This window comes from Priestia sp. USM5 (genome assembly GCF_058323215.1).
The window spans coordinates 1,533,266-1,556,057 of record NZ_JBSGKN010000001.1; the positions used below are offsets into that span (position 1 = coordinate 1,533,266).

Below are 22,792 nucleotides of genomic sequence, written 5' to 3' on the forward strand. Positions count from 1 at the left end.
GAAATTTTCTTTTACCATAACACATTTTTCTCGATTTAGCTTGTCAAAACATAAAAGCTGCTTACGCGATTCATCAAAGTAAGAGGTATCCTCTGTTCTTTTTTAAAACTTATGTCATAGACTGTCTAGAAAACAAGGAAATGTACGAACGGTTTATAAAGGTGTTTAATGCTATAGAAGCGAAAGGGTATTATAAGAATAAGGGACGAACAGAAGGGGCGATGCACGATGAAAAAATCGGTAAGCAGAGCACGTGTTATCATAGTACTAATAGGTTTTCCGCTCATCTTTCTCATTATGGCGCTTGTGACGGGTGAGTGGCGATATATGACTTGGATGATCCCGCCTGCACTGATGTCATGTTGGACGGCACTCTTCGTATTAAGAAAGCAAGAAGAAAGATAACAGGAAATTTGAACTATTGCATCGAATTTATAGAAAAAGTATAAAATGATAGAAAGCTATAGTAAGAAAATTTAATGAAGGACGGTGTGAAGATGAACGGACAACAGTTATTGTATGGGTTGCTTACGTCTAAAGGCGATATCCTAAGAGCTGCTTATGTGTTATGTGACCACCGCATTTATACGGAAATGTCAGCACGGTATCAGCAAACGGAGCATACGGATTTTCAAGCATCATTGGTAGAAGAAATGAAATTGCTTGAAAAACAGCCTGAAGTAGACATGCATCTGCATATTTTGCTTGAAATGGCGAAGTTTTTTGAACTTCCCGTTTCTCATGCTACAACAAATGGCGAGCTGTACGAGTTAAGCGATAACATTGGAAATTTGCTTGTATCTAAATACAATGAGCTGTTTTCAATTGCACGCTGTCATACGCTAGAAGACGTGATGCGCCATCAAATCCGACTGTTCTTTCATCTAATTGATTCGCAATACATGATTGCTACAAATCGTCAGCAAGCTGTGTTTCAGCAGCAGCTGATGAATTGGATTGAGCAGCTTCCTCCCATGTATCAAGAAAGAATGATTGATGTATTAGGAGACTATCAGCAGGCAGCGCTTGTGAAACTGCTGCAAGAAAAAGGGACAATCGAGCTATACAAACAGCTTCCTCCGCACGCATACCCTGCTATTTCAGGCCTTATGGCAACCGTAATGAGTATCTTTATTCCCGTTAATTACCCGCCAGCACTGCTATTTAGTATGAATGCGCCGCTTTTTTTAATGGCGAGCTTTGAAAGTCATGAAATTATTGCAAAACGCAAAGAAGCTGGAACGTTTTTACCGCTGTTATTAGTAGTTGTTCAGCTGATGTGGACGTACAAGCTTGAGCATCAGGATGAGCTGTTGAATTATCAGTCTCTATTGATCAAGTGGTCATCTGTACACACAACGTATCAAGATTATGCAAAAAAGAAAGAGCAGTCACTGTTTGATCGTGAACGGTTAGACAACTTTATTTATAAAACAGAGCAGTATGTTAAGCAGCTCCGCGCTACGGAGAAAAAGACGGTGAAACAAATTGAAACGCTCAAAACAGCCATTCGCCATCAGCTTGATGAAATGGAGCTCACATCGTTAAACGGAGGGCTTGTGCTTCAAAAAATGATTGAAGAGCATGAATCATTAAAACAGGATGTAGAAGAACTGCAGCGCAAGCTTTCGATTAAAGGTGACTTCTTCTCTAAAGTAAGGCTGACGTTCCGTTCTGCAGAACGAGCTGTCAAAAGCAAAGTGAAAGAAGTAGAGCGTAAAAAAGTGCTTATGCAAATGACGGACTTTATTTTAGCAAATCGCTTGCCCGTATGCGTGGATATTCAAAATGAAATTTATGATTATCAAGACGAGCTGACGACGACTATTTTTCAAATTAATCAGCAGGTCGAGCTGCTTGAAGAAACAAAACAAAGCCGCCAGCTAGCCGATGCAAAAGTACGCCGCTATGATCAAGAAATAAAGCGATTTGAGCGGAACTATTATGGCTTAAAAGAAGGAACAGTTGAAGAAATGGCGCAGTAAAACTGGGACAAACGTATTTTATCCGAACGAGTTTGATTCTTTATGGAGAATCAAACTCGTTTAGTTATGTCTCAACCTTATTCTCTGTCTGTAGGAGCGGACAGCTGATCTTTATACTCATCTACATAGAGCATGCCGTTTGTTGACACAACTGCATACAGCACTTGGTTCAACTGAAGCTGACGATTTGAAAGCTCAAGGTTGATCCATTGTTCGGTATATTGAGGTGTTAAATTTTTATGAATAATTTCTCCGTCCATGATGAGTTCTACCGGTAAATTCATTTCTTTAAACGGCTTAGACAAAACGTCCTGTTTGGCAATGTTTTGATAAGCAGTTTTCTTTAATACCGACAGTTTTCCGCTTACTTCTAAAACAGCAAATTCTACTTCAGCAATGTTGAACGTTCCTAGTTCTCGTAAATGCTGATTCAAGTCGTCAATGGAATATTTGACTTTTTTCATATTTGCTTCAAGAAGCTTTCCTTTTTCCATAATAACCGTCGGGCGTCCTGTAATCCATTTTCGCAAGCGCCTGCTTTTTAGAGCTGTTGATGCTAAAAGAAAATGAATAGCCACAAGAAAAGCAAAAGAAGCGAACATCGGCAGAAATTTTAATTTTAAATCAAATCCCATATTTGCGATGAACGACCCAATAATGATGGACATCGCAAACGTAAAATGATTGTTATGGGTGTTAATTTGTTTTCCAATCAGGAAAGTTGTAATGCTTAAGATAATAAAAGAAACAAAGGTTCTAAGAAGGGACATGAGAATGTCTTCCATAGGTTGTGATGTCACCTGCTTTCTCATAAATAGAAAGAGTATCTATCTCTATAGCGTTATCCATTTAAAGGATCGTTATACAAGAAAAAACATCAAGAAGAAGTGCGGATAATTCGTTCATATTCGGCTGCTTAAAAGGGGGTAGAAAGGCTGTAGGTAAGGGATAGAAGCGAACAAAAAGAATGTGCAAATTCCTTTGAAATTTTTTGGAGGATTTGTTACAATAAAGGTGCTTATTTTTGTTCGGTAAGGATAGTTCGAAGTGTTCGTCTTGACTTATTGTAAGAGCAGGAATAGAGTAATACACAATGTGTGGATTGTCACACAAGGAGGAAAAGAGATATGTTACAAGGTAAAGTAAAATGGTTCAACGCTGAAAAAGGTTTCGGTTTCATCGAAGTAGAAGGACAAGACGATGTATTCGTTCATTTCTCTGCTATCCAAGGCGAAGGTTTCAAAACTTTAGAAGAAGGTCAAGAAGTTACATTTGAAATTGTTGAAGGCAACCGTGGACCACAAGCTGCTAACGTTCAAAAGTAATTTTTTTTATAAAGTTTAAGCCGATCAGCAGAACGTTTCTCTGGTCGGTCGTTAAACTAAACTGGGAGAAGGCCCCTTTTATAAAAGGGGTCTTTTCTTGTTCGCTTTTTACACCTTGTTGACGATTTCTTTGATTTTGCAGAAGTATTCAAATATGAAAAAAACTAGTCACGCAGTATAAAAAAAGCGTATAATGAAATGATGAAAATAGGAATTGTAGAGCAGAAAGGATTTTAAAACGTATGAGCAACCAACTTCAAGAAACGATGGTCGATTCACGTCGTACATTCGCCATTATTTCTCACCCGGATGCCGGGAAAACAACGTTAACAGAAAAAATGCTGTTACTGGGCGGAATGATTCGTTCAGCCGGAACGGTTAAAGGAAAAAAATCAGGCAAGTTTGCTACATCTGACTGGATGGAAATTGAAAAACAACGTGGAATTTCAGTTACATCAAGTGTTATGCAGTTTGAGTATAAAGATCACTTTATTAACATCTTGGATACACCAGGACACGAAGACTTCAGTGAGGATACGTATCGTACCTTAACAGCTGTAGATAGTGCGGTCATGGTTATTGACGGAACAAAAGGAATTGAAGCACAAACGCTTAAGCTTTTTAAAGTTTGTCGTATGCGCGGTATTCCCATCCTAACGTTTATCAATAAATTAGACCGTGAAGGAAAAGAGCCGCTTGAGCTGCTTGAAGAAATTGAAGATGTACTTGGTATCGAATCATACCCTGTAACGTGGCCAATTGGCATGGGGAAACGATTCCAAGGAACGTATGACCGTTTTTCAAAGCAAATTGAAGTGTATCAAGGAAACAAAGAGTCTTATTTTGCAGACTTTGACGGTGAAAATATCGACGATGAAATTAAAAAACACGTCGATGAAATGTATTTACCAGGCTTAGTGGATGATTTATCTCTATTAGACGAAGCAGGTAATGATTTTTCAATTGAAAAAGTAAAGCAAGGCTTATTAACGCCTGTTTTCTTCGGAAGTGCGATTGCGAACTTCGGCGTACAGTCTTTCTTTAATTCATTTTTACAATTAACATCACCGCCGCAGCCTCGTGAATCAACGAATGGCACCGTTCAGCCTACCGATGAAAACTTCTCAGGTTTCATCTTTAAAATTCAAGCGAACATGAACCCAGCTCACCGCGACCGCATTGCGTTCGTACGCGTATGTTCAGGAAAATTCGAGCGTGGAATGAACGTAACATTAGCAAGAACGAACCGCAAAATGAAGCTAGCGCAGTCTCATCAGTTCTTGGCATCAAGCCGTGAAACAGTAGACACAGCGTATCCAGGGGATATCATTGGCTTGTATGACTCAGGTACGTATCAAATTGGCGATACCATTGTAGGAGAGGGAAAAGTATTCGAATTCGACGCTCTTCCAAAGTTCCCGCCTGAACTGTTTGTAAAAGTTCGTGCGAAAAACGCAATGAAATCCAAGCACTTTGAAAAAGGAATTAATCAGCTTGTACAAGAAGGGGCGGTACAGCTTTACCGTACGCCGTTCTTTGGAGATTATATTTTAGGAGCAGTCGGTGAACTTCAGTTCCAAGTATTTGAACATCGTATGAAAGGTGAGTACAATGTCGATCTTGAATTCACACGCATGTCTCACAACATTGCAAAATGGGTAGACAAAGCAACAATTGAAGATCGCATGCTAGATTCTCGCGTGATGCTAGTGGAAGATCGTGATAAGCATGCTGTTCTTATGTTTGAAAACGATTTTGTATGGCGTTTGTTCCAGGACAAATATCCATCTGTTAAATTCCTAGATCCGTTTAATCTATAAAAGAGTATAAAAAAAGGAAAACGATACATACTACTTTCATAAGTAGACAGTCGATTTTCCTCCTTTGCTTAAGAGTCAGTATTTACTGGCTCTTTTTTTAATGAGCCACTGATTTTAAATTTAAAAGAATGACTCCTGCAATGATTAATACGATGCCAAATACCATCGTAAGACTGCCGCTTTCTTTCCAAATGACTACACCAATCACAGCTGTCACAGCAGTTCCTACACCAGACCAAATGGCGTATGCAACGCTGAGCGGAATGTGCTGAAGCGATGTGGAAAGCGCATAGAAAGCAAGACCAAATCCTAATAAAACACCAAGACTAGGCCAAAATTTTGTAAATCCGTTTGATGCTTTTAACATAGATGTACCAAATAACTCTGAACTAATTGCAATTGCTAAAAATAAATAGGCTTTCATCGAAAACCCTCCTCTGTTAATTTCCGAAGTTGTTGTTGAATCTGTTTTTGCATGTCTGGATCCACGGGTGCGAGCCCAAACATTTGGCTGAACCATAATCCATCGGCTGCTAAGCGCACAATGGTAGCAAGGACAGGGTCAATGCCATCTTGTTCAATATGGTGCTGCCACTTTTCGTAGTGTTTTTGAAGGTGCTGCAGAAGTTCAGGATTCGTTGCAATACCTGCAAGCAACCCTGCGCTCATCGCTTGTTCACGCTGAAGGTCATGAAGGGTCTCAGCGAGATAAGCCCGGCTCCATTTGCCAGGAGAATTGTCATGTTCAACTTGTACGTTTAGTCCGTCATCATATTTCTTGGTGACTGAATACAGCATTTGCTGAATCAATTCATCTTTTGATGAGAAGTGGTACAACAAGCCGCCTTTACTAACACCGGCTTCTTTTGCTACTTTTTCAAGCGTCAAATTTCCAACGCCGTCACGCTGCACAACCTGAGTGGCCCCAAGCAATATATCATCATATGTAGACACATGAATTTCCTCCTTTTTGATTTTCCCTAGAATACTTTACCGTCTGGACGGTTTGTTTGGCAATACTTTTATTTCGAATTTCAAAAAAAATTTTTGTGCACACTAAAATATAAAGTATAAAAACAAAAATGAACGCGTAAACAAAGGGTTAATCCGTTTACTACTTTTACTATATGAAGAAAAAGGAAAATGAAAGCCTGGGTATATGAAAGATAAAAGAAAGGTGTGAAGAAACAGATGAGGGATGTGTATCAAAGTTTTCAAGAATTATCTCAGTGTGAACGAGCCGGAATCGATTACGAAATAGAGTGTGTCATTCGCCGGAGAGAAATTGTCGTGCTTGCGATTCACGGAGGAACGATGGAAATTGGGACAGAAGAAGTAGCGGAAAAAATAGCAGAAAAGCTGAACGCAACGGTGTACGTATTTAAAACACTGAAAACAGAAAATCCGTTTGAATTACATGTTACGTCTGCAAACTACGATGAAGAAATGGCGCGTCATCTTGTGAAAAAATCAGAGGTCACAATTTCTCTTCACGGTGCCTATAGCGATGTCTGTACAACTTATATTGGAGGAAGAGACGAAAAGTTAGAAAAAGCGGTGCGTCAAGCACTTTCTAATTTTCCGATCAGTGAAACGCCCGTACATTTAAAAGGCGTTTCACCTCGAAATATCGCCAACGACAATCAGCGGCATAAAGGACTGCAGCTTGAAATCACCACTCCGCAGTATGAACAATTATTACAGGATGAGCAGCTGGTCAACGAGTATGTGAATGCGATAGTATCGGCTGTGAACTCAGTGATGTAAAGATAAATTCAACAGCTTTCTGTATATCGGCTGCAATAAGAGTTGGTTGTACATCAGCCCACTTTTCTCGTTCATGTAACGTGTCATGCCCGGCACCTGTTAACACTAAAATGCAGTGAGCGCCTGCTGCACTGGCCGCTACTAGGTCTTTCCACCGGTCGCCAATCACGATGCAGTTAGCCAAATTTAAGCTGTGCTCCTCCGCTGCTTTTAACAGCATGCCGGGGTTTGGTTTGCGGCACGAACAGGCGTCTGAATCTTCATGAGGACAAAGGTAAACATCATCAAATCCAAAAGCTAAAAGTTCAGAGATAAACTGTGATTTATTTACCTTTCCTTTTGCAACATCGGGCTGATTTGTGAAGGAAAACAGCGGAATGTTTTGTTTTTTTATGTCTTTAATCGCTTGCTTTGCTTGGGGGAACAGCTGAAAATCACCTGGATATTGAATGTCATTACTGCCTCCAATCGTTCCGTCTCGGTCTAAAAATATTGCTTCAATCATGTTATTCACCTCTTTTTCTATCATAATATAAAACAGGATGAATTTGGTAAAAATTTTGTTTTTTGAAAAAAATCAAAGAAATATGACTGTCTTTTTACTTCTCATCATATGGATAAGTTAAATAGAAGTGGTGAGGAGGGGGAAGACAAGTGAACGAAGAATCGTTTTATTCACCATTTATAAGCGAAGAAGGAAAGAAAAAAACAATTGGAGAAATTGAGTTTTCAGATGTGCAGCGCATGATGGAAAAACATTTAGAAGAAGGCTATCAGCTTGAGTTCAAGCGCGAAGTAAGCTCAACGGTCAAACGGAAAATCCCAAATATCATCGCTTCGTTTGCCAATGAAAAAGGAGGGTGGCTTATTTTTGGCGTAGATGAAGACGACCATTCCATTAACCTGCTCGAGCGCAAGGAATATGAGCTGTTTATTAATAATATGCTGAAAGATGTCACCAATCCCATTCCTCGTATCGTTACGCGCTTTTTATCACCTGAAGATCACCCCGGGCAAGGTGTTTTTGTTATTTGGATTCCCGAAGGTCCGAACCCTCCGTACATGTCTTACGGGAAAATTTACAGAAGAATTGGAAGCGGCACATCTCCGGTTACGGAAATCGATGATCGCTATCATTTAGATCGTCTTTATCAAAAATCGGAGGATCAAACGCAGCGAATAGAGGAATTTTGCACAAAAGAACTGTCTATCTATAACAGAAAGTGGCCGATGCACGGGAAAAGCTATATTCATTACGGGATGTGTAATATGTACGTGCTGCCACTATATGATTTGCATTTAATCGAACAAATGGAAGAAGAACGGTTAAAGCAATATATTTTAAGCAAGTCTAGCGAACCAAAATACTATCGTTTGGACGATGAGAGTACGGTGATGCTGCATACACCGTTTGTCAAAGCTTCTTATTCAGCGGAATCCATCATTTTTCGAAGCACAGATGTAATTGATGCATATGATAAAACAATTGCGTGGGAGCAGTTTTATAACGGATCAGCTAAGTTTCACATTCCTATTCCGTATATGGAAGAACCAAAACAAATTCATGACGTGCTGAAATCCAGCATTTCAAGCTACATTGATGAGACGATTTTTGAGCAGTTTCAATATATAAACGGACCCTTTTTTCTTACATCTTTAATCAGCTGCATCGGCGGATACATCGATTGTATGATGGAATTAAAAACTGAGCTCGAAGACATGATTATTGTAATTGATTTAGAGAACGTTCGAAATGATGTGCTTTACTTTCCGCATCAGCAGTTTCAAACATTTCTAGAAGAAGAAGGGCTCGTCTTTTCAGATAAAAAGCAGTATCGGTTTAATCAATCATTTAAAACAACAAAACTAGGGGGAAACGTCGAGCTTCTTGCCTACGTTGATTATATCGTAACGGCGTTTGGGCTTTCAAAAAACCAGTCCATGGACTTTCTTAAACATTCGTTAAACCGAGTATAAAATATACAATTTTTTGACAATAGCTAAAAAAATGACAAAAATGAAAAAAAGTATGATAATATCTTTCGTAAGTAATGAGCAAGTAAAGAAGAGAAAGGGGACTCTTTTTTACAGCTGCCGTTGCTAGGTAGGGTTAAACATAAGGGGAGAAAAAGTAATGAAAAAAGCGACATCCATACTTCTAATTGTCCTAGCACTTGCTGGTCTAGGAGGAGTATGCGCTGCTTATTACCATTTGGAGCAGCAAAAGCAAACGGAAGAAATGACGTATGAACAGAACTACATAACCGTAAGAAATGCATGAAAAAACCAGCCGATCGGCTGGTTTTTTTGGGGTTTCAAGTCATAGTAAGTAAAATAAAGATTTTGCTTGTTCAGTTTTTTTAAATAACTCCAATGATGTATAGACGCAAAATAGAAAGCCAACGCTTGAAAAAATAAAAAACAAGCGGAGAAAAGGGCGTTTTTTTTGAATGCGAAAGTACGTAAAAACAACGAGTGAACATACAAGCAGTACGCTCATAGCAGCAAATCGAATCGCGAGCTCTGCTAAATCATCAACCGTGCTTTGAAACAGTTTTAGCGTTTCATCGTTCAAATCAGTCTCAGGAATGTTCGTTTTGTCTTGCTGATTTAACACCCCTACATCCCATTTTTCTCGACTATAATCATGAGAAACCGTGTAGTAAAACGGACCAAGCTTTTTTTCATCTGCACCGTCATCAGCAAGTGCTGAAGCTGGATGCATGAATGCTAGAACAAAAAATAAAAAGCTCCACTTTCTCATTACCAAAGCCTCTTTCTAACTCAGACTATCTCCCATTATAAACCAAAAATTTTTATGTTTCCATCATCCCTCTTTCCTATTTCCATTTCTATATATAAAGTGAAAGGGGGAATAAAAGATGGCAGAAAAAATTCAGCATTCAAGCCAGCTTCGCTTAGTATTAGAACAAGGAATAAAAGAGGATGGAAAACCCGATTTAAAGACAAAATCCTATATGAACATTCAGCCGGGAAGTTCTGCAGATGCACTCATTACAGCAAGCGAAACCATTGCCAGCCTGCAGTCGCTGCCGCTTGTTGAAATCAACGAAGTTGTCACGTTTTCACTTTTAAAATAAGAAAAGAGGTAGAGTATGAAAACTTTAACGATGCAGTTTTTGAATGAGTCACAAAAAGCAGTAAGCCTATCGATTGAATCACCAAAAGATACGTTAGACGCAGCAGCCATCACAGCAGCAATGAACGCGCTGATCGCAAGCGATGTCTTTACTTCAAGCGGCGGAGCGCTCGTTGCCAGAAAAGGCGCCCAAATTGTCGAGCGAAATGTAACCGAATTTACGATTTAAAAATGAAAGTCCTTCCACTTCGGTGCGAAGGGCTTTTTTAAAAGGAGAGAGGAAGATGGCAGAGTGGTTTACGCTTGTTTCAGACGTTGGTTTTCCTATTGTGGTGACGCTTTATTTACTTCACCGAATCGAAGCCAAGCTCGATACAGTTGTGCTGTCCATTCAGCATTTAACCGATGAAGTAAAAAAGTGATTATGACAATTGTAAGGCGGTTGTCATGGAAAAGTTGACGGATTTGACACCTCACACTACAATTAGTAGTGTGAGGTGTCGAATATGAAAATTGAAAAATTCAAATTTAACGAAACCGGCCTTAATCGCTTTTTTGGCCCGCTTGAAGCAAAAATTATGACGGCTTTATGGAACGGAAGTGAAATGTCCATTAAAGACGTGCAGCACGTGCTTGAGAAAGAAAAAACAGTTAACTTCAACACCGTTATGACCGTTATGAATCGACTGGTGGAAAAAGGCGTGTTGCAAAAGCGTTTAAAAGGACGTACGTCGATGTATCAGCCGATTCTTTCTAAAGAGGAATTTATCGACGCTCAGTCGAAAGAGTTAACGCACGAATTGATCGATGAATTTGGCTCGCTTGCTGTTACTCATATGCTTGATGCGCTAGAAGAAGTCGATGATTCACTGTTAAGTATGCTCGAATCAAAAGTCAAACAGTTAAAAAAGGATGAATAATCAATGAATCAAGGAATACTAAAGCGTTCAAAGCTTATTTTTAACCTGTGCTTTTTTATTGCCGTGACGTTGCTTATGCAAATGGGGATGTATGTGCTGCATTTGCTGTTTGGATGGAATTTATCGTTTAACTTAATTTTACTTTGTAACAAAGTAGCCCACTTTTTCGGCTTGTTTTTTATTGAATACATGCTGAATGCCGTTATTTTTCACACGATGTTTGTACTGTTCATTAAAGCTGTAAAGCAAGTGATTCAAATGCGGAAAGTCCGTAAAATGATTACGAAGCTGCGAGATGAAACAACAACGGCTGACCTGCAAAAAGCGTACGGAAAGGATTTAACGGTCTTAACAACAGATCAGCCCATTGCCTTAACGATGGGGCTGTTTACACCGCATATCGTCCTGTCTACAGGGTTGCTGTCGGTGCTTGATGAAAATGAACTCGAAGCCGTTATTTATCACGAGCAGTCGCACGTTGCAAACAAAGACCCGCTCAAAACGTTTTTGCTAAGTACGCTTGCCTCTGCATTATGGTATATTCCATTTATTAAATGGAGCCATAAACGCTTCAAAGTTATGCGTGAAGTGCTGGCTGATCAAGATGCCATTGTGAAAAATGGCACGCCTGCTCACATCGGCAGCGCGCTTTTAAAAATGGTGAAAACGGGACAGACAAGTCTCTCGTGTGCGCACGTATCGTTTGCTGATACGTCTGTTAATTATCGCATTCAATATATTTTAAATCCGGAAACGAAAATGCCGATGCAGCCTCCTGTTATTTTAACGCTGACGTCGCTATACGTGTTTTTTATTTTGTGTGCGCTGATTTTTACAGCTCTAACAGCTTTGTAAGTTTGTAAGAGAGAAAGAAAAGAAGGAGATGAGATTGTGTCAAAAGCAAAGAAAAAGAAAAAAGTAACGCCCAATCAGCAAACATCCTCAAGCAAGTGGATTTTTTGGGTGATTGGAATTATTGCGGTCTGTATTTTAGGGTTAATCGTCCTTTCGAATATGTCAAAGGGCGGAGGAGATGAAAAGGCCGCTCTTACATATGATAATCAGCCGTATCTTGGAAAAGAGTCAGCTCCGGTAGAAGTGGTAGAGTTTGGAGATTACAAATGCCCGGCTTGCAAAAACTTCACGGAATCCTTTTTCCCGCTGATTCAAAAAGATTATGTGGATACAGGTAAAGTGAAATTCTACTTTATGAACTATGCATTTATCAACAACGACTCCTCTCGTGCAGCAGAATTCGCCGAAACGGTATACAAAGAGCTTGGAAACGATACATTTTGGAAATTCCATGAACTTCTTTATAAAAAGCAAAACGCAGCGGACGAAAAGAAAGATGTCTTAACGGAATCCTACTTAGAAGATACGCTGAAAGAAGTGTCAAGCGATGCCGATGCGAAAAAAGTAGCGAGTGCATTTAAAGACGGAAAAGGAAAAGATGCGTTTAATCAAGATATGAAGACAGCCAATGACTTAGGCATCACAGGTACACCAACCATTTATGTAGGCGGCAAAAAATTCGAAGGAAAAACAATCGATGACTTTGATCAAATGGTCAAAGATGCGGCTAAGGAGAACAAATAATGAACAAGTCTTTGGTTTTCGGGTGGATTACAGCGCTTATCGCGATGCTTGGAAGCTTGACGTTTAGTGAAGTTCTTCACTTCATCCCGTGCGAACTTTGCTGGTATCAGCGAATTTTAATGTATCCGCTCGCGATTGTGCTAGGTGTAGCCGTGTACCGGAATGATACGTTCATCTACAAATACGTCCTGCCGTTTTCGGTGATTGGTATGGCGCTTTCAGGCTATCATTATTGCCTGCAGAAGATACCGGCTCTTAAAGCATTTGAAACGTGTACAAGCGGTGTTCCTTGCTCAGGTCAATATATTAACTGGCTTGGATTTATCACCATTCCTTTTTTAGCGTTTATTGCGTTTACCATTATTACGATTATGATGCTTGTTCTTCGCAAGCAGATGAAAAAAGCTTAACCTCCGGGTTAAGCTTTTTTTATCTGAAAACAAAAAAAGTCCCGCTTACAAGAAGCGGGTGCAAATAGGGTACATCTATGAAAAATGATGAAATTGTTTTGACAAGAACAGTATATAAAAGAAAAGTGAAAAAACGGTGAAAAGAGAAAAGCTTTTTTAAAAAATATGCTTTTCTTATAAAAAAAGCCCCGCTCACAAAAAGCGGGGAATAAATAGGGGTCATTTATGAAAAATGATGAAATTGCTTTGACAAACTTAGTATACAAAAGAAAAGTGAAAAAACGGTGAAAAGATGGAAGCTTTTAGAAAAAATAAAAAAAGACCTGTTTTGGGGAAACAGGTCACTAGAAAGGGAGTAAAACTATGAAAAAATATGCTAATTGGCTTTACATGTACTATCTTACCGCCCAATAGTGAAAAAACAGTGAAAAGAAACATCAAACAAAAAAAGACCTGCTCTGGGGAAGCAGGTCTTCACAAGGGAGTAAAACTATGAAAAAAATATGCTAATTGGCTTCGCAAGTACTATCCTATACCTTTATGGTGAAAAAACGATGAAAAGAGAAGCGGGATATAAAAAAGACCTGTTTTGGGGAAACAGGTCATTAGAAAGGGAGTAAAACTATGAAAAAATATGTTAATTGGCTTCGCAAGTACTATCTTATACCTTTATGGTGAAAAAATGATGAAAAAAGAAACTGGATAAAAAAAAGACCTGCTCTGGGGAAGCAGGTCTTCAAAAGGAGTAAAACTATGAAAAAAATATGCTAATTGGCTTCGCAAGTACTATCCTATACCTTTATGGTGAAAAAACGATGAAAAGAGAAGCGGGATATAAAAAAGACCTGTTTTGGGGAAACAGGTCATTAGAAAGGGAGTAAAACTATGAAAAAATATGTTAATTGGCTTCGCAAATACTATCCTATACCTTTATGGTGAAAAGATAATGAAAACGAGGTTAGGATATAGCTCCTATTTTTCCATATTATAGATTCATTTCTCTTTAATAGGGTATACGTTCATTAGAATCGATATAAACTTAAAGAACTGGCAGGGAGGGATATATATATGGAAAAGAAGCACGAAGCAACTGCAAATCAGCGCGTGGTTCACCGCGCTCGAAATAGCTGGTCAGGCTTTTTGTTTGGCGTAGGGTTAGTTGCTTTTATTGATGAAGCAGTGTTTCATCAGCTGCTTCATTGGCATCATTTTTATGATAAGTCCACAACGGCCGCTGGTTTAGTGTCGGATGGTTTGTTTCATGCATTCAGCTGGTTCGCTACAATCGCATCACTTTTTATGGTGGCAGATCTAAGGCGCCGGGGCGGCTGGTGGGTGAAAAGGTGGATAGGAGGAGTATTGCTTGGAGCGGGAGCGTTTCAGCTTTATGACGGGACCGTGCAGCATAAGCTTATGGGCCTTCACCAAATTCGGTACGGAGTGAAGATTGCACCTTACGACATTACGTGGAATGTACTTGCATGTTTGATGCTGCTTATTGGCATCATGTTAACATGGTTTACACGTAAACAAGGTGCACATCATGATTAAATATGAAGTACTATCTCAGCTTTTATTAGCCCTGCCTTTTGTCGCTGCCTTTTTTTTATACGTGTGGGCTGTAACGTCTTCAAATGCAACGTATAGAAAATGGTCATTATATAGGACGTCCAGCTGGACACTTGGTATTTTATGCGCCATATCTTCTGTAGCAGGACCGCTCGCAGCTCGTGCTCATATGGACTTTACCGCGCATATGACAGGGCATTTGCTTTTAGGTATGCTAGCTCCGCTTTTAATGGCGTTAGGAGCACCTCTTACACTGCTGCTTCGCACGCTTCCGGTTCATGCAGCCAGAAAGGTGTCAAAACTTTTAAAAGGGCGGTTTGTTCGGTTTATCAGCAGTCCGGTGACAGCTTCTGTTCTTAACGTAGGAGGACTTTGGATTCTTTATACAACGAGTCTGTATGGCATGATGCATCACTCTTTTTTCGTGCATGTCGCTGTACATATTCATGTATTTTTAGCCGGCTATTTATTCACCGTATCGATGATTTCAATTGATCCTTCGCCGCATCAAAAAGCTTTTACGCACCGAGCGTCCGTATTGGTTCTTGCTCTTGCCGCTCACGGTATTTTATCAAAATATGTGTACGCTCACCCGCCTATGCACGTCTCGGTAGAAGAGGCGCAGCAAGGGGCTATGCTGATGTATTACGGAGGCGATTTAATCGACTTATGTTTAATTGTACTTCTTTGTTATGAATGGTTTAAGCGGGTTCAAAAAGTCTCTTTTACATAAAAACGCGCAGAAAGCATCATGCTTTCTGCGCGTTTTTTTAGTGAATGTTTCGTTTTTTAAAGCGTCCGCCGCGGACTTCGGTAATATCTGCAACGGCTAAAAAGGCAGTAGGGTCAAAATCTTCAACAATGGTTTTTAGCTTTGATTCTTCAAGGCGCGTAATGATGCAGAAAATCACTTTTTTATCATCGCCCGTATAAGCACCTTCACCGTGCAAATAGGTAACGCCTCGACCTAGACGCGCATTAATCGCATCGCCGATGTCATCAGAATGATCACTAATAATCCAAGCTGATTTTGATTCTTCCAATCCTTCTACAACTGTATCAATGGCTTTAGCCGCAATGATGTACGCAAGGATAGAATACATGGCGCGGTCCCACGTGAACACAAATCCCGCTGCTCCTAAAATGAAGAAGTTGAAAAACATTACAATTTCTCCTACAGAAAACGGAATTTTTTTACTGATTAAAATGGCAAGTATCTCCGTACCGTCAAGCGCTCCGCCGTAGCGAATTACGAGTCCAATTCCAATTCCGAGAATAATCCCTCCAAAAACGGTAGCAAGGAGAACGTCTGCGGTAAACGCGGGGACATGGTGAAACCTAGAAGTTAAGATGGATAAAACTAGTATGCCAAAAATAGTGGAAAGGGCAAATGTTTTTCCCATTTGCTTGTACCCGATAAATACAAACGGAAGATTTAGTACAAAAAGAAAGATTCCTAGATTTACGCCGGTAATATGCGAAAGCATGATGGAAATACCGGTAATTCCTCCGTCAACAACGTGGTTTGGAACAAGGAAGATTTCAAGTCCTGTGGCCATGAGCAGGGCACCGATCGCAATGGCGATAGCCCTACCAAATACCTGCCCCTTGGACAGCTTTCGGTGCTGAATTTTCGCTTTTTCGAGTTCTGTCATTTGCATGTCTCCTTTGATGTCTCCTATGTATTTCTCACTTTAGAAAAGTGAAACTATCTTTAATTATACCTTACTATGCACAATTAGTGGGGATAGACGGCTTAATTACTTGTTTCAACCTATAAAAAAAGCCTGCTTTAGAGTCATAAGCAGGCTTTTTAAGGAGTAAAACGATGAAAAAAGATAGTTGGCTTCACGGCTTTAACTATATAGAGGCTTGATGAAAAAATGATGAAAATGCCGGCATGTGCGGCAAGAAAATCGGGGATACTAGTTAAAAAAGGCCAAAAGGAGATGACGAAATGAGCGTGTGGATGATGTATAATCACTTGATGCATTCGCAAATCTTTTTAAGCAGCGTATTAATTAGCGGTATTCTTCTTGTTAGCGGAGGATTTGTGTACGGCAGAATAATGAGTAAGAAGTGAACCTAATATTGCCGCGAATAGGTTGTTAATGGAAGATGCTCAATAGTAGCTTGGTTAATGTTATACTTGCTCCATAAGCTTAGCGTGGAGGTGTCAGCATGAGCAAGCATCATGATCTAACAGCATCATACGGAGAATCGCTAGTGACGTGTGAACATCAGTTTGAAGCTAGCTATTACTATCATCAAGTGCGCGAACAGTGCATGAATCACATTCATGAAATAAGCAAAGCGGTAGCTGAATTCACCGTTGATTTTACAGATGAAAGTTTGAAAATATTAGAGCTTCTTTACTATGATCTAGAAGACGGCGATCGCTTTGACTGTTTTTCAATGACAAAAGAAGAATTCGAAGAGTGTATGGGCGTATACTTTGGTGAGGTGGTTACATCTACGATTGATGAAGCGCGCTGGGTTGTGAAAGAATATCCGCTTATGGAAAACAAGTATGTGACCGGAATTGAAAAAGGGAATCTTTCACTCATGTTTCCCCATGGCTTTTTTAACCATAAAGAGCGTCATCCAGAGTGCGTTTTTACTCTTTATCATTTATATAAACAGCTGCAAAAATAGGAAAAAGGTGAACGTAAGTTCACCTTTTTTAATGTCCAAGCTTTATGGGAATATAAATATCCATTTCATATGTATCACTATATAAATTGCCGTGTATAGCTGTATTTACAATTTCAAGAGCAGGACCTTCAATCATGCTGTAAGGAGAGTTCTGCAGCCATTCATTCCAGATGCTGTTATACGTCGACCTAAGCGATGTAATGGGACCTCTGTGTTTAAACTGCAGGTATGTAAACGAAGGAAACGTATGAACGCTCATACCGCTTGGAATACAAGCCGTATCAGCCACTTCTGTACCTGCAATATAAAAATAATTTTCTCTTTTCGGAGCCATGCAAATGCCTGTAATCATATGAGGTTCTTTTGAAGAAGTAATCATTTCTTTTTCTTTAAGTATTTGCTTCAAAAGATTCTCTTTTTGATACTCTCCGTTTTTTGCTATGCCTATCACTGAAAATCCTTCTTTATATACAACTTTACCTTGCATAATCCACCTCGAATTTTTCAAGCTCTAGCTTTTATTCTATCAATCATAAATTACTTTACCGTGATTGTAACATAATCTTAAGTAGATATCGATGCAGAAAATGGAACATTACAGTAGCCAGCTTTTGTGAATTAAGAAATAGTTTTAACAAGCTGGTTTAAGGAGGTCTTTGAACTCTTAGTCATGTAAACCAAAAGGTAAGTATATACTTTATTACCGTATATTCCATATAAATAAAGGGAGGGAAAGTAATGGGAGACTTGATTCAAAGCCAGCTGAATATATTTTCATCGCAGTCTCAAAGCGTGCAGTCGTTGACTTACGGTTCTGAAACGAGCATTTTAACAGTAAATGCTGAGACCAAAAAAAACAATCAGAAGATGAAGATAGATGGATTTGCTACAGTTGAAGCAAACATTCCTCTTGGATTAACTAGTTATCAATACGGGGTAACACTTAGAGTATATAGAAATTCTCAGCTTTTGTTTTCACAGAATTTACAGCAAGGAGCTGCAGCCGTTTTAACACTATCATTCACTCAGCAAAATGTTCTTTCTTTTACATGGGTAGATACAGTAGCATCAATTGGTACATACACGTACTCAGTCAGAATGGAATTTTTTGTCCGTTCTTCAACTGGGGTGACCGTTCAAACGACCACCCGTACAATTGCGATTACTACATAAAAACAGCGCCAGAATTCTGGCGCTGTTTTTACTAATACAACACTTTATTTATATAACGTTTATGAAGAGTAAATCCGGGAAACTCCTTAATATAAGTCAAAATGGTAGCTAAACCAGTAGTCGTCCTGCACGTTCTTTGTGTTTGAAGCGACAATATGCTCATGACCTTGTTCATCCGTGGCAATCCAGTTATAGTTGATATCCATTTTAATCGGATACATATTGCCTTTTTTAAACAAAATAACGGGGGGAGTTACTTCAACAAACTCGTTTAGTTTTTTAACAACATTTTCTTTACAGCGCATTAGCTCCATGTCTTTTTCTCCTTCGGTGTTATTGCACAATCATATTTTTTGCGTTGTGCACAATATATAATTTAAAATAACAAAGGTAAGTTTAGCACATTTTACAAAAAACAGAGAAATAAAAAGGAGCGATATCGATGAATGAACAAATTTTATTAGCAGAACGCCCAAAGGGAATGCCAACAAAAGATACGTTTAAATACGAAAAAATTGAAATGCCTACAGCGAAAGAAGGCGAGGTACTTGTTCAAACACTTTACCTTTCTGTTGATCCGTATATGAGAGGACGCATGAACGATACAAAATCATATGTTCCTCCATTTGAGCTAAACGCACCGCTTGCAGGCGGCATTGTAGCACGCGTAACGGAATCAAAATCAGATCGCTTTAAAGAAGGCGATATCGTGACAGGTATGCTTCCTTGGAAACGCTATTCAGCCGCAGAAGCAAAAAACTTACAGAAAGTTGATCCAGAGCTAGCGCCAATTACAACGGCTATCGGCGTTCTTGGTATGCCTGGTCTCACAGCTTATTTTGGACTGCTTGAAATCGGTCAGCCAAAAGAAGGCGAAACAGTAGTCGTTTCCGGTGCAGCAGGTGCTGTTGGATCTGTTGTTGGTCAAATCGCTAAAATTAAAGGCGCACGTGTTGTCGGCATCGCAGGTTCTGAAGATAAAATTGCTTATTTAAAAGATGAGCTCGGATTTGATGAAGTGATTAATTATAAAAAAGGAAATGTGAAAGAAGCATTGAAAGAAGCGTGTCCTAATGGAGTTGATGTTTACTTTGAAAACGTCGGCGGAGAGATTTCAGATGCAGTTGTTAGCTTATTAAATAAATTTGCGCGCATTCCACTTTGCGGCCAAATTTCACTGTATAACTTAGAAAAACAAGATGTTGGACCACGTGTTCAAACACCTTTATTAATTAACAGTGCGCTAATGAAAGGGTTTATCGTAGCCGACTATGCTGACAAATTCCCTGAAGGCATTAAGCAGTTAGGCGAATGGGTGCAGCAAGGGAAAATCAAGTACAGCGAAAACGTTGTAGAAGGTTTTGAAAATGTACCTGAAGCGTTCCTTGGGTTATTCGAAGGAGCAAACTTAGGAAAACAGCTTGTAAAAGTAGCAGAATAAGCGTAAAAAAACCGTGCGGGATCATTTCCGCACGGTTTTTTTACATAGTTGAAGCCGTTTGTTGCTTGGCTTCTTCTTCAATATGTTCACCAGTTCGTTCGATTGGCGAGCGTTTGTGATAGCGTCCAAGCAGTCCTGTCATGATAAAAATACCAATTAACGAATAAAGAACTTGAACTACGCCGAATACCACTGTTGCAGAGCCTACAATCAACACATCTGTCAAAAGCATTGTTTTACCTGGATTAATGCCAAATCTCTTATCAAGAAACACGCATAGCATGTTGATTCCGCCAAGAGAAGAGCCGTGACGAAACAAAAAGATTAGTCCAATGCCGACGATAATGCCGCCCATAACCGCGGCTACAAGCGGATGCGGAAGTGCAAATGAAAAGTTGGCAGCTAATAAATCGGACATCACTGACATCAAGCTAACGCTGATGAAGCTTTTTATCGTAAACTGCAGTCCAATTTGTGTAAGAGCCATAAAATAAAACGGTAGATTGATGATAAAGAACAATACCCCAAATGAAATACCGGTTAAATGCTGCAGCACAATGCCAAGTCCTGCCGTTCCGCCAATAACGAGGTTAGAAGCGGTTAAAAATTGAATTCCGATGGCAACGCATAAGCAGCCAAAGGTAATCCATCCCCATTGTTTTACGTGATTCATATCTCCATCCCCTTTTGTATATTTATACAATACTTTCGATAGAAAACACCGTCTTTTAATTCACAAAATCTATTTTACTATATATCTTTTCAAAAAAAAGCACTTTTGTGAGAGAATCTAACACAAGATAAAAAGTTAGATAATTCAGATTTATTGAGTTCTTCTGGAGCAAATGAGTGATAAGCCGATATGTTTCTAAAAAAAGATTAAAAAGAAAGAATGAGAAAAACGGATTTTGGAAAATGTATAAACAAATATTTGGATAATGGTCAAAAAAAGGGAAGGAATATCAGTTAAAACGAACTATTTTAATTATTAATTAAAATATTATTCGTATTTGTGTTGATTTTTTGTTTGATTGAGGTAATATATAACATTATTAGCATGAAAATATGTAGAGATGGAAGTGGATGCAAAATGAATAAGAAATTATCAGCGTTGACAGGGGTGGCTGTACTTGCTTTTTCGCTTACAGCATGTGCCCCTCAGCAGGAAAAAGAGGTTTCTGCTGAGAAAAAAGAACCCGTTCAAAATCTAGCTGATCAGCAAATTATGGCGGACGCTTGGTACCAGACATCCGGCGAAATGAAAGCTTTGTATTACCAAGGCTATAATACAGGGAAGCTTCGTTTAGATAAGACGCTTGCAAAAAGTACCGATAAAAAGCCTGCCATTATTTTGGATTTAGATGAAACCGTGCTTGATAATAGCCCATTTCAAGCTTCAGCCATCAAAACGGGTAAAGGATTCCCTTATAAGTGGGATGAATGGGTGCAAGCAGCAAAAGCGAAAGCAGTGCCAGGTGCTGTCGATTTCTTGACGTATGCAGATCAAAAAGGTGTAGATATTTACTACATTTCAGGCCGTACAACTTCTCAGCTTGAGGCAACAATTAAAAACCTAAAGAATTTACATATTCCTCAAGCAACCAAAGACCATGTGCTGTTGACGGGTCCAAAAGACGAAGGAAAAGAAACGCGCCGTCAAAAAGTAGCGAAGAATCATAATGTAGTCCTGCTGTTTGGTGATAACTTATCTGATTTTAGCGGCTTTGATAAAAAGTCGATGAACGATCGAAATAAGCTTGTAGAAGAACAAAAAGAAGCATTTGGTCAAAAGCTAATTGTGTTTCCAAATCCAATGTATGGAGATTGGGAAGGAGCTATTTATAACTACGACTACTCAATTTCGGACAAACAAAAAGATAAGCTTCGCCGCGAACAGCTTCAATATTTTAATTAAAAAATAGGTTGAAACATAACGAAATCGCTCCAATCAAAAGGCGAACAAATTGGATACATGAGCTGAACCGCTTGTTACACCGCTGTTGATTTCCGTACAAGACTTCGCTTTCCGCGGGCGGCCGATGAGCCTCCTCGTCGCTTCTCTCCTGCGGGGTCTCATCTATTCCGCTTTTCCCGCAGGAGTCTTCGTCTTGCCCTCCAATCAACAGCTGGTATCACCTGCATTGAATGAAACCTGTGTTCAGCATCACAATAAAAAATCCGAACGAGGTTGATTCTTCATTAAGAATCAACCTCGTTCGGATTTCTCTTCAACTCACATATTGTTGTCCCAGCTTCTTTTAATCTTTTTACTATACCCTATTTAAACGATAGCTTGTACAAATGATCCTGCTTTTTAAGAAAGAAGCCACGGAGCATAAGGAGCTTGCTTCCACTCGTGTTTTAACATGCCATAAATTACAAGATCGTGGTAGTGGTCATATAGATATTCACCTTCTCTGCAAATGCCTTCTTCCGTAAAACCTAGACGCGTAGGGATGGCTTTGCTTTTTTCATTATTAATGCCGCAGCGTATTTCGACTCGATGAAGGTTTAACGTATTAAATGCATAATTCAGGCATCCGTGTACGGCTCTTGTCATAATGCCTTTTCCTTGGAAATCATGTCCAATCCAATAGCCGAGACTTGTACTTTTATTTCCCCAATTAATTCCGTGGAAACCAATCATTCCGGCGATTTCTCCGTAGTACCGAATGATCGCCTGGAACCCTTGGTTATTATAGTATTGAGCTCTCCATTCAGGGATGAGTTCATCATAGTCAGCAATACTTTGCATGCTATCTACCCATGGGAGCCATTCTTTTAGGTAAGGTCTTGACTCGTTAATAAGAGAAAGCAAGGGGAAAGCGTCAGTTGATTCAATTAAATGCAAACTAACTTCGTCATCAATTTTGTATTCAAACATACGAAAGCCTCCTGTGATGATGGGCCTGCTGAGATAAGCGTAGCGTGTAGGCAGTTCTAACATCTAGTTTTTCTTTATTCTACCACAAGTAGCAGAGCCGAGAACGAGGAAGTTTGAGCTAAACGTAAATAACGCATAAAGTCG

The 22,792-nt window shown here is 39.4% G+C and carries 31 protein-coding genes; 20 read left to right on the forward strand and 11 right to left on the reverse strand.

Annotation, left to right across the window (positions count from 1 at the left end):
- Window positions 1-497: 497 nt before the first annotated feature.
- Window positions 498-1,985, forward strand: coding sequence for a hypothetical protein (locus ACWATA_RS08370; protein WP_063247347.1), 1,488 nt, complete (start codon window positions 498-500; stop codon window positions 1,983-1,985).
- Between the two features lie 77 nt (window positions 1,986-2,062).
- Here ACWATA_RS08370 and ACWATA_RS08375 read toward each other — a convergent pair whose 3' ends face one another.
- Window positions 2,063-2,785, reverse strand: a complete 723-nt coding sequence (locus ACWATA_RS08375) for a DUF421 domain-containing protein (protein WP_231099203.1) — start codon at window positions 2,783-2,785, stop codon at window positions 2,063-2,065.
- 327 nt (window positions 2,786-3,112) lie between these two features.
- On the opposite strand from ACWATA_RS08375, the gene cspD reads away from it, so the two are divergent.
- Together cspD and ACWATA_RS08385 are read left to right on the forward strand one after the other, a co-directional pair.
- The gene (gene cspD / locus ACWATA_RS08380) at window positions 3,113-3,310 is read left to right on the forward strand and encodes a cold-shock protein CspD (RefSeq protein ID WP_013057877.1); all 198 of its coding nucleotides are present in this window, start codon (window positions 3,113-3,115) and stop codon (window positions 3,308-3,310) included.
- Between the two features lie 242 nt (window positions 3,311-3,552).
- Window positions 3,553-5,130, forward strand: a complete 1,578-nt coding sequence (locus ACWATA_RS08385; protein ID WP_028414456.1) for a peptide chain release factor 3 — start codon at window positions 3,553-3,555, stop codon at window positions 5,128-5,130.
- Between the two features lie 97 nt (window positions 5,131-5,227).
- On the opposite strand, the gene ACWATA_RS08390 is transcribed toward ACWATA_RS08385, so the two are convergent.
- Complete coding sequence (locus ACWATA_RS08390; protein WP_013057875.1) at window positions 5,228-5,554, reverse strand: DMT family transporter; 327 nt, start codon at window positions 5,552-5,554, stop codon at window positions 5,228-5,230.
- A complete protein-coding gene (locus ACWATA_RS08395) occupies window positions 5,551-6,084 on the reverse strand; it encodes a TetR/AcrR family transcriptional regulator (RefSeq protein ID WP_473049761.1) in 534 nt (177 codons plus the stop codon). Before ACWATA_RS08395 ends, ACWATA_RS08390 begins: the two co-directional genes overlap by 4 nt.
- 237 nt (window positions 6,085-6,321) lie before the next feature.
- Between ACWATA_RS08395 and ACWATA_RS08400 the strand changes: the two genes are divergently transcribed.
- Entirely contained in the window at window positions 6,322-6,897 is a 576-nt protein-coding gene (locus ACWATA_RS08400; protein WP_048018934.1) for a poly-gamma-glutamate hydrolase family protein, read from the forward strand.
- On the opposite strand, the gene ACWATA_RS08405 is transcribed toward ACWATA_RS08400, so the two are convergent.
- Entirely contained in the window at window positions 6,848-7,402 is a 555-nt protein-coding gene (locus ACWATA_RS08405; protein WP_047750495.1) for an HAD-IIIA family hydrolase, read from the reverse strand. The genes ACWATA_RS08400 and ACWATA_RS08405 overlap by 50 nt on opposite strands.
- A gap of 149 nt (window positions 7,403-7,551) precedes the next feature.
- Between ACWATA_RS08405 and ACWATA_RS08410 the strand changes: the two genes are divergently transcribed.
- Together ACWATA_RS08410 and ACWATA_RS08415 are read left to right on the forward strand one after the other, a co-directional pair.
- The gene (locus tag ACWATA_RS08410; RefSeq protein ID WP_048018935.1) at window positions 7,552-8,874 is read left to right on the forward strand and encodes an AlbA family DNA-binding domain-containing protein; all 1,323 of its coding nucleotides are present in this window, start codon (window positions 7,552-7,554) and stop codon (window positions 8,872-8,874) included.
- Window positions 8,875-9,031: 157 nt separating this feature from the next.
- On the forward strand, window positions 9,032-9,178 hold the full coding sequence (locus ACWATA_RS08415; RefSeq protein WP_165351766.1) for a hypothetical protein: 147 nt from the start codon (window positions 9,032-9,034) through the stop codon (window positions 9,176-9,178).
- A gap of 39 nt (window positions 9,179-9,217) precedes the next feature.
- Here the strand turns inward: ACWATA_RS08415 and ACWATA_RS08420 are convergent, their stop codons facing one another.
- Complete coding sequence (locus ACWATA_RS08420) at window positions 9,218-9,661, reverse strand: hypothetical protein (RefSeq protein WP_028414451.1); 444 nt, start codon at window positions 9,659-9,661, stop codon at window positions 9,218-9,220.
- A 118-nt stretch (window positions 9,662-9,779) separates the two neighbouring features.
- Between ACWATA_RS08420 and ACWATA_RS08425 the strand changes: the two genes are divergently transcribed.
- The 9 genes from ACWATA_RS08425 to ACWATA_RS08465 all read left to right on the forward strand — a co-directional run bounded on the left by ACWATA_RS08425 (window position 9,780) and on the right by ACWATA_RS08465 (window position 15,228).
- Window positions 9,780-9,998, forward strand: a complete 219-nt coding sequence (locus ACWATA_RS08425) for a DUF1659 domain-containing protein (RefSeq protein ID WP_013057868.1) — start codon at window positions 9,780-9,782, stop codon at window positions 9,996-9,998.
- Window positions 9,999-10,013: 15 nt separating this feature from the next.
- Window positions 10,014-10,226 (forward strand): DUF2922 domain-containing protein, encoded by a 213-nt coding sequence (locus tag ACWATA_RS08430; protein ID WP_013057867.1) that lies wholly within the window; start codon window positions 10,014-10,016, stop codon window positions 10,224-10,226.
- A gap of 55 nt (window positions 10,227-10,281) precedes the next feature.
- The gene (locus ACWATA_RS08435; protein ID WP_028414450.1) at window positions 10,282-10,419 is read left to right on the forward strand and encodes a YvrJ family protein; all 138 of its coding nucleotides are present in this window, start codon (window positions 10,282-10,284) and stop codon (window positions 10,417-10,419) included.
- A gap of 84 nt (window positions 10,420-10,503) precedes the next feature.
- On the forward strand, window positions 10,504-10,917 hold the full coding sequence (locus ACWATA_RS08440; RefSeq protein WP_028414449.1) for a BlaI/MecI/CopY family transcriptional regulator: 414 nt from the start codon (window positions 10,504-10,506) through the stop codon (window positions 10,915-10,917).
- 3 nt (window positions 10,918-10,920) lie between these two features.
- Window positions 10,921-11,772, forward strand: a complete 852-nt coding sequence (locus tag ACWATA_RS08445; RefSeq protein ID WP_028414448.1) for a M56 family metallopeptidase — start codon at window positions 10,921-10,923, stop codon at window positions 11,770-11,772.
- Window positions 11,773-11,808: 36 nt separating this feature from the next.
- Window positions 11,809-12,516, forward strand: coding sequence for a DsbA family protein (locus tag ACWATA_RS08450; protein WP_033580543.1), 708 nt, complete (start codon window positions 11,809-11,811; stop codon window positions 12,514-12,516).
- On the forward strand, window positions 12,516-12,926 hold the full coding sequence (locus tag ACWATA_RS08455) for a disulfide oxidoreductase (RefSeq protein WP_028414446.1): 411 nt from the start codon (window positions 12,516-12,518) through the stop codon (window positions 12,924-12,926). Before ACWATA_RS08450 ends, ACWATA_RS08455 begins: the two co-directional genes overlap by 1 nt.
- Window positions 12,927-13,994: 1,068 nt before the next feature.
- Window positions 13,995-14,477, forward strand: a complete 483-nt coding sequence (locus tag ACWATA_RS08460) for a DUF2243 domain-containing protein (RefSeq protein ID WP_047750497.1) — start codon at window positions 13,995-13,997, stop codon at window positions 14,475-14,477.
- Window positions 14,470-15,228: a cytochrome c oxidase assembly protein gene (locus ACWATA_RS08465; RefSeq protein ID WP_048018937.1), complete on the forward strand. Its 759-nt coding sequence runs from the start codon at window positions 14,470-14,472 to the stop codon at window positions 15,226-15,228. Before ACWATA_RS08460 ends, ACWATA_RS08465 begins: the two co-directional genes overlap by 8 nt.
- A 37-nt stretch (window positions 15,229-15,265) precedes the next feature.
- On the opposite strand, the gene ACWATA_RS08470 is transcribed toward ACWATA_RS08465, so the two are convergent.
- Window positions 15,266-16,150, reverse strand: a complete 885-nt coding sequence (locus ACWATA_RS08470) for a YitT family protein (protein ID WP_033580547.1) — start codon at window positions 16,148-16,150, stop codon at window positions 15,266-15,268.
- A 302-nt stretch (window positions 16,151-16,452) separates the two neighbouring features.
- Between ACWATA_RS08470 and ACWATA_RS08475 the strand changes: the two genes are divergently transcribed.
- Window positions 16,453-16,578, forward strand: a complete 126-nt coding sequence (locus ACWATA_RS08475; RefSeq protein WP_016764808.1) for a hypothetical protein — start codon at window positions 16,453-16,455, stop codon at window positions 16,576-16,578.
- A 98-nt stretch (window positions 16,579-16,676) separates the two neighbouring features.
- On the forward strand, window positions 16,677-17,150 hold the full coding sequence (locus ACWATA_RS08480; protein ID WP_063247343.1) for a hypothetical protein: 474 nt from the start codon (window positions 16,677-16,679) through the stop codon (window positions 17,148-17,150).
- A gap of 28 nt (window positions 17,151-17,178) precedes the next feature.
- Here ACWATA_RS08480 and ACWATA_RS08485 read toward each other — a convergent pair whose 3' ends face one another.
- The gene (locus ACWATA_RS08485) at window positions 17,179-17,637 is read right to left on the reverse strand and encodes a GyrI-like domain-containing protein (RefSeq protein WP_473049762.1); all 459 of its coding nucleotides are present in this window, start codon (window positions 17,635-17,637) and stop codon (window positions 17,179-17,181) included.
- A 251-nt stretch (window positions 17,638-17,888) separates the two neighbouring features.
- Here ACWATA_RS08485 and ACWATA_RS08490 point away from each other — a divergent pair, with 251 nt between their 5' ends.
- Window positions 17,889-18,323 carry a hypothetical protein gene (locus ACWATA_RS08490; protein ID WP_048018939.1) on the forward strand — a complete coding sequence of 145 codons (435 nt, stop codon included), beginning with the start codon at window positions 17,889-17,891 and terminating at the stop codon, window positions 18,321-18,323.
- Window positions 18,324-18,409: 86 nt separating this feature from the next.
- On the opposite strand, the gene ACWATA_RS08495 is transcribed toward ACWATA_RS08490, so the two are convergent.
- A complete protein-coding gene (locus tag ACWATA_RS08495; RefSeq protein ID WP_048018940.1) occupies window positions 18,410-18,637 on the reverse strand; it encodes a hypothetical protein in 228 nt (75 codons plus the stop codon).
- Window positions 18,638-18,765: 128 nt separating this feature from the next.
- On the opposite strand from ACWATA_RS08495, the gene curA reads away from it, so the two are divergent.
- The gene (curA, locus tag ACWATA_RS08500; RefSeq protein ID WP_028409240.1) at window positions 18,766-19,764 is read left to right on the forward strand and encodes an NADPH-dependent curcumin/dihydrocurcumin reductase; all 999 of its coding nucleotides are present in this window, start codon (window positions 18,766-18,768) and stop codon (window positions 19,762-19,764) included.
- A gap of 40 nt (window positions 19,765-19,804) precedes the next feature.
- Here the strand turns inward: curA and ACWATA_RS08505 are convergent, their stop codons facing one another.
- Complete coding sequence (locus ACWATA_RS08505) at window positions 19,805-20,437, reverse strand: YitT family protein (protein ID WP_028414439.1); 633 nt, start codon at window positions 20,435-20,437, stop codon at window positions 19,805-19,807.
- 417 nt (window positions 20,438-20,854) lie between these two features.
- On the opposite strand from ACWATA_RS08505, the gene ACWATA_RS08510 reads away from it, so the two are divergent.
- Entirely contained in the window at window positions 20,855-21,679 is an 825-nt protein-coding gene (locus ACWATA_RS08510; RefSeq protein WP_048018942.1) for a 5'-nucleotidase, lipoprotein e(P4) family, read from the forward strand.
- Here the strand turns inward: ACWATA_RS08510 and ACWATA_RS08515 are convergent.
- Together ACWATA_RS08515 and ACWATA_RS08520 are read right to left on the reverse strand one after the other, a co-directional pair.
- Window positions 21,672-21,887 carry a hypothetical protein gene (locus ACWATA_RS08515; protein ID WP_165573214.1) on the reverse strand — a complete coding sequence of 72 codons (216 nt, stop codon included), beginning with the start codon at window positions 21,885-21,887 and terminating at the stop codon, window positions 21,672-21,674. The two genes, ACWATA_RS08510 and ACWATA_RS08515, sit on opposite strands and share 8 nt — an antisense overlap.
- 191 nt (window positions 21,888-22,078) lie before the next feature.
- Window positions 22,079-22,648, reverse strand: a complete 570-nt coding sequence (locus ACWATA_RS08520; protein ID WP_034270344.1) for a GNAT family N-acetyltransferase — start codon at window positions 22,646-22,648, stop codon at window positions 22,079-22,081.
- Between the last annotated feature and the right edge of the window lie 144 nt (window positions 22,649-22,792).